This is a genomic window from Bacillus sp. SN1 (genome assembly GCF_002796895.1).
Classification (GTDB): Bacteria; Bacillota; Bacilli; order Bacillales; family Bacillaceae; genus Bacillus; species Bacillus inaquosorum.
The window spans coordinates 289,117-304,054 of the sequence record NZ_PHIE01000002.1 but is presented as its reverse complement, the minus strand read 5'-3'; the positions used below and the strand labels follow the sequence as shown (position 1 = coordinate 304,054).

Sequence of the window (14,938 nt, the reverse complement as noted above, 5' to 3'; positions counted from 1 at the left end):
TGTCACTCCCCCTTTAGTTCTCTCGCTCCTTCTCCGATATCAGCGACATAAAAATCCGCTTTGAGCCCTGTTTTTTCTTGATACCTGTCTCCAACCTTTTGGATAAAATCTTCAACAAACGCATCTTTGACAATGCTGATGGTGCAGCCGCCGAAGCCAGCTCCCGTCATTCTTGATCCAATCACGCCTTCGTGCTCCCACGCCGCAAACACAAGCTCGTCAAGTTCAGGGCAGGTCACTTCATAATCATCCTTCAGTGAAAGATGGGATTCCTTCATTAACAGCCCGATTTCATCTATATTGTTTTTTTTGAACATATGGGCCGTCTTGATGGCGCGGTGATTTTCGTATACGGCGTGCTTTGCCCGGCGTCTGTTCGTTTCATTTTGGATCAGGCCGGAATGCGCGTCGAAATCAGAGGGCTTGATGTCACCCAGCGAGGCAATATCGAGTGCTTTTTGCAGATCAAGCAATGCGTCATTGCACTCTTGGCGTCTTGTATTATAGCTCGAGTCTGCTAATGTCCTTTTTTTGTTCGTGTTCGCGATGACCAGTGCGAGGCCTGAGACATCGAGTTTGCTATATTCATAGTCCAGCGTGTCGCAGTTCAGCAGCATCGCATGATGTTTTTTCCCCATTCCGATTGCAAATTGATCCATAATTCCGCAATTGACACCGATAAAAGTGTTTTCCGCATGCTGCGCCATTTTTACAAGCTCAAGCGCATCCACTTCAGGATGGAAATAGCTTTGGAGCACGACTCCCATCAGCAGTTCAATAGAAGCGGAGGACGAGAGGCCCGCCCCGTTTGGAATATTCCCTGAAAATACAATGTCAAAGCCATGGGGAACTGAATAGCCCCTTTGCTGAAATTCATAAATGACGCCTTTCGGATAGTTCGCCCAGTCGTCTTCTTTTTGATAGCGGATGTCGTCAAGGCTGCATTCTTTGATGCCTGCGTCTTTAAAGTTGTCTGAATACATCCGGACAACCCCATCGTTTCTTTCTGCAACAGCAGCATATGTACCCATTGTCAGCGCGCACGGAAACACATGCCCGCCGTTATAGTCTGTATGTTCTCCAATCAGATTCACTCTTCCAGGTGCGAAAAAAAACCGTAACCCCTCTTTTTCTCCGAATACACTTGCAAATATCCCCTTTAGCTCTTCCCGCATGTGCAATCACCTTTCATGGTTTTATTTTTTTATTTCCCCTTATGTCTTCAGCGAAAACGATAGATCATATGCTGCTGTCCCCTGTCATACCCCTTCTTCTTTTGTCTTTTTAAAGACGAGCCATTTGCTTGCAGCATAGTTGACGACAACGATGACCGCGTTGTCGAGTATTTTGGCCAAGGTTTCATTTGTATTGAACTGGCCGACAAGAATGATCATCATGCCTAAATCTATGCCGAGAGACAGGACCCGAACGCTGAAAAAGGCAGTGATCTCTTTCAGCAGGCTCTGCAGGTCATGTGTTTTTTGCTGAAACACATATAATTTATTTGTTATGTATGCAAACAGCACGGACAAAATCCAAGCGGCGACAGTGGCGGCTTTGTAATCCATATTCATGATCTCTACCAATATATAAAAGCTGGCGATGTTCACAATGGTTGTGAAAACCCCCATAATGATATACATAATCATTTCTCTATACTTCACTGATGTTCCTCGCTTTCTGAAAAACTTTTCAAAATTCTTGGCCTCACTTGCTCTCTGTCTGGAGCAAAGAAAACCGAGAGTGCGTCTAAAAAGCTGCGGAATGTGGCGGGTTGGCCCAATACATACGATTGTTTGATGATTCCGTCGAGCACTGCACATATTATTTTAGCCGTATATTCCGGATCAATACAGGCGCCAATCAGCTTTCTCTCCTTCAGCCACTTAATATATAACGCATTTTCTTCCACCCACAATTCGTACAGCCGGACATAGGCCTTGCATTTCTGAAGGACTTTATACGTCGGCATATTCATGGCAAACGAGGTAATGTCCCACGACGGCTTATTTATGTAATAGGAATAAAGCAGCTCTGCGGCATGTTTTGCAGCCTCTTCCAATGTCAGCGGTTTCACCGATGTTCGTTCCATTTGATCAAGATACCCTACGATGATCGCTTTTTTCATCTGGCGTTTTTCGAGAAGATGCTGCAGAAAATCCTCCTTGCTGACAAAATGAACATAAAATGCTCCTTTACTGTACCCGGCCGCTCTGCTGATATCCTCAACAGAAACCGGATCATACGCTCGGTCAATCAACAAATTCAAGCCAGCGTCTATAAAACTTTCAAAGGTTGCTTCTCTTTTCATTTGAAATTTGTTTTTTTTCATATTTTTCTCCAGGCGGTATGATTATCCTTATCTTACAACGGATCAATCTTTAGCGGTATTTATTTCTTTGAATGCTTATGCTATTCGGTTTCTCCGGGGTCATATTTAATAGGCTGAAGGATTTATTTTCAATTACATACTATCCAGTCAGTATTTAATTGTTTATTATTATAAATGAGGTTCATTGGTTATATTAGTCATTTTTTTAGGGAATAGGTAGGTGGTTTTTCCTTCAGTTTGTGAACGCCGAGCAACTATGTGTGAAATTTGTTGTACTCGCCTCATCATCGCGCCGGCTTGTCTTTATTGCCCGCATGTTGCAGGAAAACATTTTATACAATTGGAGGTTACTATGAAAACTCATGTAAAAAAAGATTTGGACAAAGATTGGCATATGTTAATACAAGAAGCTAGATCTATTGGGTTAGGCATTCGTGATGTGAGACAGTTTTTAGAATCTGAGACAGCATTGAGAAAGAATAATCACAAAAAAACCGTCCGCCAAGACTAATCCGAACAGGCGGATCTATTACCTCTGGCTTTTCTATCATCTGATCTGAGTTTTCACCATATCCTCTATTCGAAAGCAATTGCTGCGCCGAGCTTGAGGACAAACGGTGTGTCAGCTAACATACGACAGACAGCCGGTGATGCGATCACCTCTTGGCACATCCATTGTCATAAAGAGGTGATGCGAACATGATAACCGGGCTCTGGTAAACAGCAGCTTTGCTGAGAACAAGCTGCATTCGGTGAGGTTTTGAAAGCAAACTCGTGTATACGCGGCCGAGCTGGAAAACCTTCGCCTGTCTTTATACCGCTCGCGTTCCTATCTTCACGACTTCCTTCTTTTTTCATTCTCCAGATGTTCTCCAACGCATAAATCAGACTTTCAGTACATACCTATTGGTGTACCTTTTTGCTTACGTTTAGCGAATAAAAGGAGGATAGCCATGTACAAAGCTGATTATAAACAGATTGCTGCAACTCCGTCTTTTCAAGCTTTTTTAAAGCAGAAACGTGCTTTTATTGTTCCTTCTGCGATTTTCTTTTTTGTCTTTTATTTTTCACTTCCTGTTTTGACGTCTTATTTCACCTTTTTGAATAAGCCGGCAATTGGGGCTGTTTCATGGGCTTGGCTGTTTGCCATCGCCCAATTCGCCATGACCTGGATACTGAGTACGGTGTATTCCCGAAAAGCGGCTCATTTCGACCGATATGTAAGCGCTCTAAAGGCGGATCTGAAGGGTGAACAGACATGAATATGACTGCCTTTCTATTATTTTTAGCGATTGTCGGCCTGACGCTTATCATCACGTATTTTGCCGCAAAGAAAACGAAAACAACGAGTGAGTTTTATACGGCCGGCGGCGGGCTCACCGGTGTTCAGAATGGACTGGCAATTGCCGGTGACTACATGTCTGCAGCCTCGTTTCTTGGGATTGCCGGAATGATTGCGTTATATGGATTTGATGGATTCTTTTACAGCATCGGTTTTCTAGTTGCTTATCTCGTTGTCTTGTACATCGTGGCGGAACCGCTTCGGAATCTTGGGAAGTATACGATGGCGGACATGATTGCGGCCCGCTTTAAAGAAAAGAAAATCCGCGGCGTCGCGGCTCTGAATACCATTGCCATCTCTACTTTTTATATGATCGCCCAGCTCGTGGGGGCGGGCGCGCTGATTAAACTGCTGCTTGGCCTGGATTATACCGCGGCGGTCCTCATTGTCGGAGTGCTGATGACCATTTATGTCGTGTTTGGCGGCATGATCGCGACAAGCTGGGTTCAAATTATTAAAGCTGTTTTACTGATGGCCGGCACACTCGTGATTTCGATCATCGTGTTTTCGAAATTTGGCTTTAACCTTAATACCATGTTTGAGCAGATGAAAACAGCCACTCCGCTTGGCGCTGATTTCTTAAATCCCGGAAATAAATACAAGGTGCCGCTTGAGACCTTGTCGTTAAACTTGGCACTCGTGCTGGGAACTGCCGGGCTTCCGCATATTTTGATCCGGTTTTATACCGTTAAGGATGCCAAGACGGCCCGGACATCCGTTGTTTCAGCGACATGGATTATCGGTGTATTTTACATTATGACGGTGTTTCTCGGATTTGGCGCCGCTGCGTTTGTCGGCTTTGACGCGATTACGGCGGCTGATCAAGCGGGAAATATGGCGGCGCCGCTTTTGGCAAAAGCGCTCGGGGGAGATTTTCTGTTCGCGTTTGTGTCAGCGATCGCTTTTGCTACCATTTTAGCGGTCGTGACAGGATTGGTGCTGTCTGCCGCCTCAGCATTTGCCCATGATATCTACAGCCAGATTATCAGAAAGGGAGAAGCAACTGAAAAAGAACAGATGAAAGCGGCCAGATGGGCTTCTGTCGCCGTGTCGGTGCTCTCGATTCTCCTTGCGATTTTCGCACAGTCCTTAAATGTGGCGTTCCTTGTCGCACTTGCATTTGCGGTAGCGGCCAGCGCAAACCTCCCGCTGATTGTGTTTACGGTCTTCTGGAAGAGATTCAATGCTACAGGCGCTTTGTGGGGCAGCCTGACAGGCCTGATCAGCGCGCTTGTGCTTGTATCGATGAGCCCTAGTGTGTGGGATCCGTCCGGAGGTGCTATATTTACCGGCGATCCGCTCATTCCGCTTTCTAATCCGGGCATTATTTCCATCCCTCTCGGCTTCCTCGGCGCGTGGCTCGGAACGGTGCTGTCGTCAAATAAAACGGTTAATGAAGATACGTTTGCAGAAATACAGGTGAAGGCGCATACCGGCATTCATATGGAACAGGAGTAAAAAAGCTCTCTTGTATAGAGAGCTTTTTCTTACTTTTTCTGCTGTTCGTCAGAAATTGCTTTTTCAAATACGTCCTTGCCGGCTGCTCCCGGAATGACGGTGTCGCCAATGATAAAAGTTGGAACGGCTGTGATGTCAGCCTCTTCATAGGCGTGCTTTAAGGCTTGGTGCTGTACGTCCTGATATGTTCTTGATTCCAGTGCGGATTTGAATGAGGCTCCGTCTAGTCCCACTTCCTCAGCAAGATTCGTCAAAATGTCAATGTCACCGATATTTTGGCCCTCTTGGAAAAACGCTTGAAAGACACGGGTGTTGTATTCATGTCCTTTATTGTATTCCTTGGCAAAGTGGAAGCCTTCAAATGCCAGATCTGTATATGGATGTGGCGAGACATTCGGAAAATTGATGTCGACTCCTAATTTCTCCGCCATTGGCTGAATGGATGTCTGCCACATGTACTGTTTGGAAGGATCATTGACCGGGTCAAGCTGTGGAGTTGGGCTTGGGCGCAGTTCAAACGGCATCCACTCGACGTCAACATCCTTTCCTTTTATCGCTTCTTCAAAAGCGGCTTTTCCAATGAAGCAAAATGGGCAAACGTAATCTGAATAAACTTTGATGTGTACTGTCATGATAATCTCCTTTCGTATAGATTGATTTTAAACTGTAACAATAAAAGTTACAACTGTTTTTTTTAAAAGAAGCCGATAAGGCTTCTTTCAGATTGTTGACAAAATCCTAAAACGTTTTAGGATTTTGTCATGCTTTCAGCGTAATTGAAAACCCTTGAAGTCTAGGAAAGCCGAGCATTGGAGCGGAGCGAATGCTCTAATTCGTGAGCACCAACGCACAGGCTTGACAACGAATGCGAGGGTTTGTCGACACGCTGAAAGAAGCCTGTAAAGGCTTCTTTTATGATTCCAGCAAACGCTGGGCAATATATTCTCCTTTTTTGCAGCCGCCTGGGCATGCATATAAAGCAGAACCGATTGTTTGCGTGTATTCGTTTAACGCATCCTTTGCTGAAAGAGCCTTCAGCATGGGGATGAACTGATTGTCGGGATTTTTTTGAAAGCTGATAAACAGGAGACCCGCATCCATATAGCCGGTTTTCGGATCAAGTCCTTCTGTGTAAGAGAAAGCTCTTCGCAAAATTTGTTTTCCCGTAGATTTCGCAAGGTTAACGTGTGAATTTGCCGGGATTTGATTCAGCTTCACGGGGTCTGTTTCTTTTTTCTGGCCAAAAGGCGCTCCCGAGCTTTTTCTGCGGCCGAAGGTATCCTCTTGATCCTTGAGGGAAGAGCGGTCCCATATCTCAAGGAACATTTTGATTTTCCGAAAGGCCATATAGGTACCGCCCGTCATCCAGTCGGGTTCACCGGACTGAATCCACACGATCGAGTTCATCAAGGTGTCATCCTTCGTGCTCTGGTTGCCTGTTCCATCTTTAAACCCGAAGAGGTTGCGCGGCGTTTCGCCATTTTTTCCTCCGCTTAAAAAGCCTTTGTTCACAAAGCGGACCTCACAGGTTCCGACCGCTTGATTCAGCAGGTTCCGCAGTGCGTGAAACGCCACTTGTTCATCGTCTGCGCATACTTGAATGCAGATGTCTCCGCCTCCCTGCTTCTCATCCAGGTTGTCATTCGGCATCGCTGGAAGAGCGGCAAGATGCTTCGGTTTTTTGTTTTTCAGCCCAAAGCGGTCCTTTCCGTCTTTTTCAAAAAAGCCAGGCCCGAATCCGAATGTGACCGTTAAATTGGAAGGGGATAAATCAACCGATTCACCTGTATCCTGCGGCGGCAGATATTGATTTTTCTGCTCAGCCGACATTTTCTTTCCAGACGTCAGCATCTGTGTCAGACTTGTCCAGTTTCTGAATAATGTAATGATGTCGCTCTTCTCTTTTGCAGTAACATCCAGCGCCGCAAAATAGGCATACGTCTGATGGGCAGTTGTGATTCCGGCTTGATGCTTTCCGTAAAACGGAACGACCTGCTCATCCTCTTTTTCATCCTTTTTCGACGACTTAGCCGCGGTCTGAACAAGCGGAGCGAGACCACCGAGTCCGCTGGCACCGATCGCAACGGCCGCGCCTGCCATCGCTCCCCATTTTAGGATGTCCCGTCTATGAATTTGTTCTGGCTTTTTTTGTTCATCGCTCATGCTGTTACAAAACTCCTTTTATAGCACATTCGCAATCTTCGACATGGTTTCAGAAAGAGTCGTCAGCTTTGTGCTCAGCTCTCTGATTTGATCTTCACTTAATTTATCATAAGACGTATAGGACTGATCAGTTGTTTTGTATTTTGCCATTAAAACTTCAAATTCGCTGAACTCCGTATCCAGTTTTTCCGTCAGGTCAGAGTGATCTTTTACAAGCGCGCTTTTCACTGTTTGATAAACAGCTTCGGAGCCCTCCACATTCGCCATAAGGTCGACTAAATCGATTCGTGAGTAGCGCTCTTCTTCTCCCGTGATTTTCGAAATGCCGGCTTCGTTCAGAAGCTCCATCGCGCCTGCTACAATTTGTTCAGGTGTTAATTTCAGTGCTTCAATTGAACCGTCAAGCTCTTTTACATCCTTGAGAAGCTGGTCAGCCGTTGCCTTTTCCCCGGAAATATCTTGATCCTTCCAAATGGCTTTCTCAAGCTTGTGGAAACCTGTCCATTTGTCTCCTTCTTCTACATCGTTTTCACGGGCGTCAATTTTCGGATCAAGGTCACCTAGGCTTTCAGCGATCGGTTCGATTCGCTCATAATAAACACGCGCTTTCGCATATAACGTTTTAGACTTTTCGATATCGCCGGATTTCACAGCGCTTGTAAATGCTTCAGTCGCTTTTACAAGCTGATCGCTCTGCTCTTTGACATAGTTTTTATATTCGTCCGCTGCTTTTTCCAGCTGATCGCTTGCCTTTTTGCTGCTCTTCTTCGCTTCTGTCAGGTCTTCTAAGGACGCTTTCAGCGACTCGGATTCTGTCTTGATTTTGTCTGTATCCGGTTTGTCTTTCTGTGCTTCTGTATAGATGGGCTGAAGGTGCTTTTCGATTTCTGTATATTCGAATGGATAGTCGCCGCGGATATCATTTTCAAAGGAAAGCCAGTAGCTGTTTAGCTCTTTCCCCTTCTTTTCAATTTCCTTTTGGTCTCCTTTTTCCGCTGAATCATTCAGCTTGGAAATGATGGTTTCCATTTTATCTACAGATGCGGCGATCTCTTTGCTGACCCCGCTTTTGTCAGATGAAGCTTTTTCTTTGGTTGAGGATGTGTCATTGGCTCCGCAGCCTGCGCACAGCGCAAGGATGCAGCCGGCTGATACAGCGATTTTTGTGAAATTCATTTTGTCAGTTCCTTTCCGTTTGTAAAATGTTTTGCCGCTTCTGAGACAAGCGCAATCAGTAAAAAGAGTAAAATCAGCAATTGCGGGACCGTGCTGTACACGGACGGATAAATTCCAAGCACCGATATAGACGGCAGCCAACTCTCTGCATCAGACGGGAGAATGCCTGCCAGCTGCAGGCTGTGAACGCCTGTTCCGAGAAATTTCACGCACATATACAGGACGACCGCCATGGACAGCAGGAAAAACGGCTTCAATGGGATACGCATTCCGAGCTTAATCATGAGAACACCGACGATAACGAGAACGATAAGCCCCGCGGCAGTTCCGCCAATCAGTTCAGTGAGCGGTAGCTTCCCGACAAGCCCGATGAAAAAGATGACCGTTTCAAGCCCTTCTCTCACCACTGCCAGAAATGCGATCAGGCCGAAGGAAAGCAGACTTCGTTTTTTCAGGGCCTGTGACTTCTGGGTATTGATTTTTTCTCTCCATTTGTCCATTGAGGCATTTCTGTGCAGCCATACTCCTACATACAAAAGCATGACAGCGGACAGCACGCCGGTAACCCCGCCAAGCAAGAAATTGTTTTCCCCGAATATGTTGGAGGAGAACAGAAGCGTGACACCTATGCCGGCTGCCAAGGAAATAACCATGCCGGCGGATGCTCCGCCCCAGATCCATGTAGAGGAACGCGTGACACGGGCTTTTTTTGTCATGGTTAAAAGCGCCCCGATAACAAGCAGGGCCTCCATCCCTTCACGAATCGGAATGAGTGCCGCATCCCACCAGCTATAGCTGCTTGAAGCGATTGGCTCGAGCAATTGAATCATTTCGTCAATTTGCTTTGATACCTTTTCGGGATGACTGTCGATTTCAGCCTTCATCAGCGCCAGGTTTTCCTCTGATGTCGTATAGGCTTCCTTCGATTGGGAAACGACGTCCCCCTCAACAGCGAGCCAGGATGTAATTAAATTGTCGATTGCGGATGATGCTTGATCCAATTGGTTTTTTTGTATTAGCTGTTTTGTGTCTTTTAAGCTTTGTATATAGGCTGTTAAGGACGCCCTTGATTGACCCGAGGATGTCTTTTTCAGCACGACAGCCTGCTGATAGGTTTCTAAATGAGAAGAAAGCTCTTCAAGCTGCGTTTTGAGCTTGTCTGCGTCTTGATTGATGAAAGAAAGAGAAATCATCGCGATATTCGAGTCCATTTTGCTGTGGGAAGAAAGGTTTTCCTTTTTAATAGAAGGTTCTTCTTTTTTCCACTTCGCCTTGAATGTTTCAAATGTTTGTTGTGCCGTGTCTATATCTCCGTCTTTTACAGATTCGATCATTTGCTTGTTTAATTGAATCAGCACAGCGATCGGATCGTCTTCCGCATGTGCCGCAGAACCGAAAACCATCAACAAGCTGAATAAAATAAGTGCCAGCCCCCGAGCCATCATGTTCCTCCTATAAATGAAAATGATTATCATTGTATATCATAATCATAGCCAGTTCCTGTTCTTTGTCAATTAAAATTTGAAGGTCTGAAAACCTTGATGCCACAGCAAAAAGGCTGTCCTTTACAGGACAGCCTTTTGAATGGAAAACAACGTTTATCTTCCCGCTTTATACGTTTGAATTTCTTCATGAAACTTGCGTGCGGCACCTTCTGGATCCTCCGCCTGACTGATGGCGCTGATCATACTGACACCGTCGGCCCCCGCTTGGATAACAGGAGCGGCATTTTCGATTGTGATGCCGCCGATGCCCACAATTGGTATGCCGATGCCTTGGCGGCGAACCGCTTCGATAAGAGATACACCCTGTACGGCTCTCGTATCCTTTTTCGTTTCTGTCGGATAGATTGGCCCGAGTCCGACATAATCCGCGCCATCTTCTTCAGCTTGCTTCACCTCAGACATTGTATGGGCGGAAACGCCAAGAATCATATCGCCTATAGCGTCTCTTACTTCTTTTGCGCTAGCGTCTTCCTGGCCGATGTGGATACCGTCAGCCTTCAGCGTCAGGGCCAGCTCCACATCATCATTGACTATGAAGGGAACACCGGCTTCACGGCAGGCTTCCTGCACGTTTTTAGCGAATTCAATCCGCGCCTCCCCTGCCAGCGCGTCCCCGCCCTTTTCACGAAATTGGTAAAGAGTAGCGCCGCCTTTTAACGCTTTTTGTACGACAGTGACAGGATCGGCTTTCGTATTATTCGACCCCATAATGAAGTAAACAGATAATAACTCTTTCATCATTTCCCGAGAAATACGTGTCATGAGACAGTCACCCTTTCTATTGTCGCCAGTTCTTGGACATCTTGTTCAGTAACAGATGAAAGCTTGTTCAGCAATTCAATCTGAAAGCTTCCCGGGCCTTTGTCAGCTGTCTGCTGTGCGGCAAGCTGAGCTGCAACACCATACGAAGAAATGGCAGCAATAGCAGCAAACAATGGATTTTCTTCCACAGCACAAAACGCACCGACAACAGACGTCAGCAGGCATCCGGCACCTGTCACTTTCGTCAGCAGCTTGTGGCCGTTATGAAGGGTATATACGTTTGACGTGTCGGCTATGACATCGACTTCGCCAGTAATCGCAATGACCGTGTTGAGTTTTTGTGCCGCCTGCTGGGCCAGCCGGATGATGTCGCCTCCGCCTTCTCCCGCATCAACGCCTTTGATCAGCCAATCGGTCACGCCGACGGTATGGGCAATTTCCGCCGCGTTTCCTCTGATCGCAGCGAGGCGCACCTCACGAATGATGTCACGTGCCGATTCAGTACGGAACGGTGTTGCTCCGGCCCCGACAGGATCAAGAATGACAGGGACGCCATGTTCATTGGCTGATTTTCCCGCGATGATCATCGCTTCGACTGATTCCTTGCTCAGCGTTCCAATATTTAAAACGAGCGCACCCGCAATCTTCGCCATGTCGGCGACCTCTTCTTTCGCGTACGCCATAACCGGTGATGCGCCGAGGGCGAGCAGGCCGTTTGCTGTAAAATTCGTTACGACATTATTGGTTATGCTGTGCACCAGAGGGCTATGCTGGCGGACAGCAGTAAGACATTTTGCTGCTGATTGTGCATCCATGTTTGCATCATCCTTTACTATCTTTTTTCGAGTCCCATAAATACGATTTCGTATGTTCGAGCCAAGCTCTGGCCGCAAAGGGCAAGTAACGGTCCTTTCTCCAAATAATGGCGAGGTGCCAAGGGATGACTGGATCGACAAGCGGAATGACTTTTACTTTTTCCGGGTCAAGTCCGCGGCAGATTCGTTCCGGCAAAAGCCCGATTCCAAGGTTGGCTGACACCATCTCACTGATAAAATCCCATTGTGAGGTTTCATAAATGATATGAGGCCGGAATCCAGCCTTGATACATTCCGTCATAATTCGGTTGTGCAGGACAAAATCCTCCCTGAAGAAAATAAAAGGCTCGTCCTTCAACTCACGCAGCCTGCACTCTTTTTCGTCTGCCAGCCGGTGGGAAGGGTGAACGACAAGCATCAGGGTTTCTTTTACGATTGTAAACGAATGAAAAATATCTTCATTTGCAGGAAGAACCACAACGCCGATATCAAGAGAGCCGTCCCCAACGCCATCTTGGACTTTTATAGAACCGTCTTCGACTAGCTGAAAGGTGATATTCGGATAGTTTTCACGAAAATCCCCGAGCACTCTTGGGAAAAATCCTGACCCGATCATCGGCGGCAGTCCGATCCGCACGTGCCCTTTCTTGACCTCCATAATATCATTTAATTCTGACGTCAGGTTTTGAAATGATTTTATAATTTCCTGCGCCTGCACATACATGCTCTGGCCGGCGTCAGTCAGTTCCACCTGCCTGCCGTTTCGGTAAAACAGTTCAATCCCGAGCTCTTCTTCTAAATTTTTGATCATTTTTGATATCGTCGGCTGGGAAACATATAGGGATTGGGAAGCCTTTGTAAAGCTTTTTAAACGGGCGACTTCCAAGAAATATGTTAAATGGCGAATATCCATGTGCTTCACCCTTTCTATAGACAAAAGGAATACTTATTATTCTTTATATATATTTTACCTATAGCGAGACCTTATGTACAATATGAATATAAGGGAGGCATCAATATGAAAAAACTGTTGCTAACCGTTATTCAAATCGCTCTGTTATTTATATTTGCTCGGCTGATTAATTGGGTGACAGCCCTTCTTCATATAAATATTCCCGGCAGTATAATTGGGATTGTGATTCTTTTCACATTATTACACTTTAAGATCATCAAGCTTGAATGGATAGAGCTTGGCGCTGCGTGGCTTCTCGGGGAGCTGCTTTTATTTTTTATCCCGTCTGCCGTCGGAGTGATTGAATACGGAGACATTATGTCGAAATTTGGTGTCAGCATTCTGCTTGTTGTCATCATCAGCACGTTTGTCGTGATGGTGTCTACAGGAACGCTTACACAAATCATTGCAAAAAGAAAGGAGAAAAAGCATACGTGTTCATCGGAATTGTAAGTTTGTTTTTAACGGTTTTGGTGTATTTAGGAGCAAAAAAAGTATATCAACGCTTTCCGCGCGTCTATACGTCGCCGCTATTGGTGACGCCCGCTGTGTTAGTCGGTCTGCTGCTGCTGGTGAATGTCCCGTACGAGTCATATAATCTCGGCGGCGAATTGCTGACCGATATGCTTCAGCCGGCTACCGTGGCATTCGCGATCCCGCTTTATAAATATTTCCCTGTTTTAAAGAAATACGCAGTGGAAATTATTTTGAACGTGGCCGTCGGTTCATGCATCGCGATTATTTCAACTGCTCTTATTGCGAAATGGCTTCACCTGGGCACTGGCTTAATTGACAGCCTCGTCCCAAGATCAGTGACAACGCCGATCGCTATGAACGTATCTGAAATGATCGGCGGAATGCCTGCCGTCACAGCCGTGTTTGTGATTTTGACCGCTTTGTTAGGCACAGTGATCGGCCCGATGGTCATCCGCTATTTCCGCATTGATAATGAAATCGCGCGGGGTGTGCTGCTTGGCACAAGCGCACACGGAGCGGGAACGTCAAAAGCATTTGAGCTTAGCTCTGTGTCCGGCACGATTTCCAGTGTGTCGATGATCTTAGCTGCGATTATGACGCTTTGTGCAGCGCCGTTTTTACTTTCATTTATGTAAGAAAAAACTGTCCTTTCAAGGGCAGTTTTTTTTATGTGCTTCCCCTTATTGAAAAGCTGGCGAATTCCAATATAATGTAATTTGTGGATACCAAAGGAGGCACCCCATGCACAACTTGCAGGTGAGACGGCATTACGCCGCGTTAAAAGGATTTTATTTGTTTGCTTTTCTTGGCACGGGCAGCATTATTCCCTTACTCAGTATGTATTTAACGAAAGAACAGCATGTAAGCGGATCACAGGTCGGCTTGATCATGTCACTCGGTCCGATTGTGATGATTTTCTTTCAGCCGTTTTGGGGCATGCTGAGCGACTATACACAAAAAACGAAAAGCCTGCTGGCGGTTTGCACATCAATCACAGGCATCATTGGATTAGGCTATATTGCATTTGACGGCTTTCCTCTGTTTATTTTAATCGCGGCCTGTTTTGCAGCCTTTCAAAGCACGATTATTCCATTATCGGACAGCATTTCACTAAGGTACACTCAAGAAACAAACGGCAACTACGGCGGAATTCGCCTGTTTGGTTCTCTCGGCTTCGGCATCGCAGTGTTTGCCATGGGACAGGTAACGAATCAGCTGTACCCCATTCACGTGATCTTTATCTTTGGCTGTGCCTTTCTGTGCATCGCCGCCATATTGGCCTCACAAATGCCGGGCCAGCAGAAAACAAAAACAAAGGTCAATATCCGCAAAGGATTCCGGGAGCTTATCAGCAACAAAACCTTCCTCATCTTTATGATCATCACCTTTACGACATTTGCTCCAAACTTAGCGAACAATACGTATTTCAGTCTTTTTCTGGACAAAAGCGGCGCGTCACTTTCCGCTATCGGCATTTTATTTTTCATCGGCGTCATTTCGGAAATTCCATTTATGCGTTTTGCCCAAACATTTATAGATAAAATGGGGCTGCTCAACGTCATTATGCTGTCAGGCGGGGTCTCATTATTCAGGTGGGCGCTCTATTTCACAGCGCCTTCATTATGGATCATTTATGCGACGGTCTTTCTTCAGGGAGTTGCGATCGGTTTATTTATCCCGGCGGCGCTTCAATATGTAAAAAAGATTACGCCAAGCCACGTTGAAGCGACGGCGCTGACCATGTACGCCGCCATCGGCAATGGATTCGGCAACTGGTTCTGTACATTTACAGGCGGATACATTTTTGACTACGTGTCAATCTTCGCAGTCTACTTGCTTTTTGGCATTCTGAGCATAGCAGGCTTTGGGCTGACATTATATTTAATGAAGGCTGAAAAAAACAAAAATACACTTCATCAGCCGGCTGTTACTTTTAAACCATAATGACTATAATGA

Annotated in this window: 16 protein-coding genes; 6 read left to right on the top strand and 10 right to left on the bottom strand. The window is 46.0% G+C overall.

Features of this window, described 5'->3' with window-relative positions:
* Positions 1-2 precede the first annotated feature (2 nt).
* From CVV77_RS10255 to CVV77_RS10245, 3 genes are all read right to left on the bottom strand, one after another.
* A complete protein-coding gene (locus tag CVV77_RS10255) occupies positions 3-1,175 on the bottom strand; it encodes a galactokinase (protein WP_100275331.1) in 1,173 nt (390 codons plus the stop codon).
* A gap of 84 nt (positions 1,176-1,259) precedes the next feature.
* On the bottom strand, positions 1,260-1,643 hold the full coding sequence (locus CVV77_RS10250; protein WP_003236040.1) for a GtrA family protein: 384 nt from the start codon (positions 1,641-1,643) through the stop codon (positions 1,260-1,262).
* A gap of 17 nt (positions 1,644-1,660) precedes the next feature.
* Positions 1,661-2,332: a TetR/AcrR family transcriptional regulator gene (locus CVV77_RS10245; RefSeq protein WP_100275330.1), complete on the bottom strand. Its 672-nt coding sequence runs from the start codon at positions 2,330-2,332 to the stop codon at positions 1,661-1,663.
* A 352-nt stretch (positions 2,333-2,684) separates the two neighbouring features.
* Here CVV77_RS10245 and slrA point away from each other — a divergent pair, with 352 nt between their 5' ends.
* From slrA to CVV77_RS10230, 3 genes are all read left to right on the top strand, one after another.
* The gene (gene slrA / locus CVV77_RS10240; protein ID WP_003236045.1) at positions 2,685-2,843 is read left to right on the top strand and encodes a transcriptional regulator SlrA; all 159 of its coding nucleotides are present in this window, start codon (positions 2,685-2,687) and stop codon (positions 2,841-2,843) included.
* Between the two features lie 442 nt (positions 2,844-3,285).
* Complete coding sequence (locus CVV77_RS10235) at positions 3,286-3,594, top strand: DUF485 domain-containing protein (protein ID WP_003236047.1); 309 nt, start codon at positions 3,286-3,288, stop codon at positions 3,592-3,594.
* Positions 3,591-5,132 carry a solute symporter family protein gene (locus CVV77_RS10230; RefSeq protein ID WP_100275329.1) on the top strand — a complete coding sequence of 514 codons (1,542 nt, stop codon included), beginning with the start codon at positions 3,591-3,593 and terminating at the stop codon, positions 5,130-5,132. Before CVV77_RS10235 ends, CVV77_RS10230 begins: the two co-directional genes overlap by 4 nt.
* Before the next feature lie 29 nt (positions 5,133-5,161).
* Here CVV77_RS10230 and CVV77_RS10225 read toward each other — a convergent pair whose 3' ends face one another.
* The 7 genes from CVV77_RS10225 to cidR all read right to left on the bottom strand — a co-directional run bounded on the left by CVV77_RS10225 (position 5,162) and on the right by cidR (position 12,466).
* Positions 5,162-5,764 carry a DsbA family oxidoreductase gene (locus CVV77_RS10225; RefSeq protein ID WP_100275328.1) on the bottom strand — a complete coding sequence of 201 codons (603 nt, stop codon included), beginning with the start codon at positions 5,762-5,764 and terminating at the stop codon, positions 5,162-5,164.
* 280 nt (positions 5,765-6,044) lie between these two features.
* Positions 6,045-7,295, bottom strand: a complete 1,251-nt coding sequence (gene efeB, locus CVV77_RS10220) for an iron uptake transporter deferrochelatase/peroxidase subunit (protein ID WP_003236053.1) — start codon at positions 7,293-7,295, stop codon at positions 6,045-6,047.
* An 18-nt stretch (positions 7,296-7,313) separates the two neighbouring features.
* Positions 7,314-8,471: an iron uptake system protein EfeO gene (efeM, locus tag CVV77_RS10215; RefSeq protein ID WP_088111839.1), complete on the bottom strand. Its 1,158-nt coding sequence runs from the start codon at positions 8,469-8,471 to the stop codon at positions 7,314-7,316.
* On the bottom strand, positions 8,468-9,913 hold the full coding sequence (efeU, locus tag CVV77_RS10210) for a ferrous ion permease EfeU (protein ID WP_100275327.1): 1,446 nt from the start codon (positions 9,911-9,913) through the stop codon (positions 8,468-8,470). Before efeU ends, efeM begins: the two co-directional genes overlap by 4 nt.
* 156 nt (positions 9,914-10,069) lie before the next feature.
* Positions 10,070-10,738 (bottom strand): thiamine phosphate synthase, encoded by a 669-nt coding sequence (thiE, locus tag CVV77_RS10205; protein WP_019259827.1) that lies wholly within the window; start codon positions 10,736-10,738, stop codon positions 10,070-10,072.
* Positions 10,735-11,553 carry a hydroxyethylthiazole kinase gene (gene thiM / locus CVV77_RS10200; RefSeq protein ID WP_100275326.1) on the bottom strand — a complete coding sequence of 273 codons (819 nt, stop codon included), beginning with the start codon at positions 11,551-11,553 and terminating at the stop codon, positions 10,735-10,737. The genes thiE and thiM overlap by 4 nt, the downstream gene beginning before the upstream one ends.
* A gap of 7 nt (positions 11,554-11,560) precedes the next feature.
* Positions 11,561-12,466 (bottom strand): cidABC operon transcriptional activator CidR, encoded by a 906-nt coding sequence (gene cidR, locus CVV77_RS10195; RefSeq protein ID WP_100275325.1) that lies wholly within the window; start codon positions 12,464-12,466, stop codon positions 11,561-11,563.
* A gap of 105 nt (positions 12,467-12,571) precedes the next feature.
* Between cidR and CVV77_RS10190 the strand changes: the two genes are divergently transcribed.
* The 3 genes from CVV77_RS10190 to CVV77_RS10180 all read left to right on the top strand — a co-directional run bounded on the left by CVV77_RS10190 (position 12,572) and on the right by CVV77_RS10180 (position 14,926).
* Complete coding sequence (locus CVV77_RS10190; RefSeq protein WP_003222205.1) at positions 12,572-12,958, top strand: CidA/LrgA family holin-like protein; 387 nt, start codon at positions 12,572-12,574, stop codon at positions 12,956-12,958.
* On the top strand, positions 12,940-13,617 hold the full coding sequence (locus CVV77_RS10185) for a CidB/LrgB family autolysis modulator (RefSeq protein WP_019259828.1): 678 nt from the start codon (positions 12,940-12,942) through the stop codon (positions 13,615-13,617). Before CVV77_RS10190 ends, CVV77_RS10185 begins: the two co-directional genes overlap by 19 nt.
* 106 nt (positions 13,618-13,723) lie before the next feature.
* Positions 13,724-14,926, top strand: coding sequence for an MFS transporter (locus tag CVV77_RS10180; protein WP_019259829.1), 1,203 nt, complete (start codon positions 13,724-13,726; stop codon positions 14,924-14,926).
* Positions 14,927-14,938: the final 12 nt, after the last annotated feature.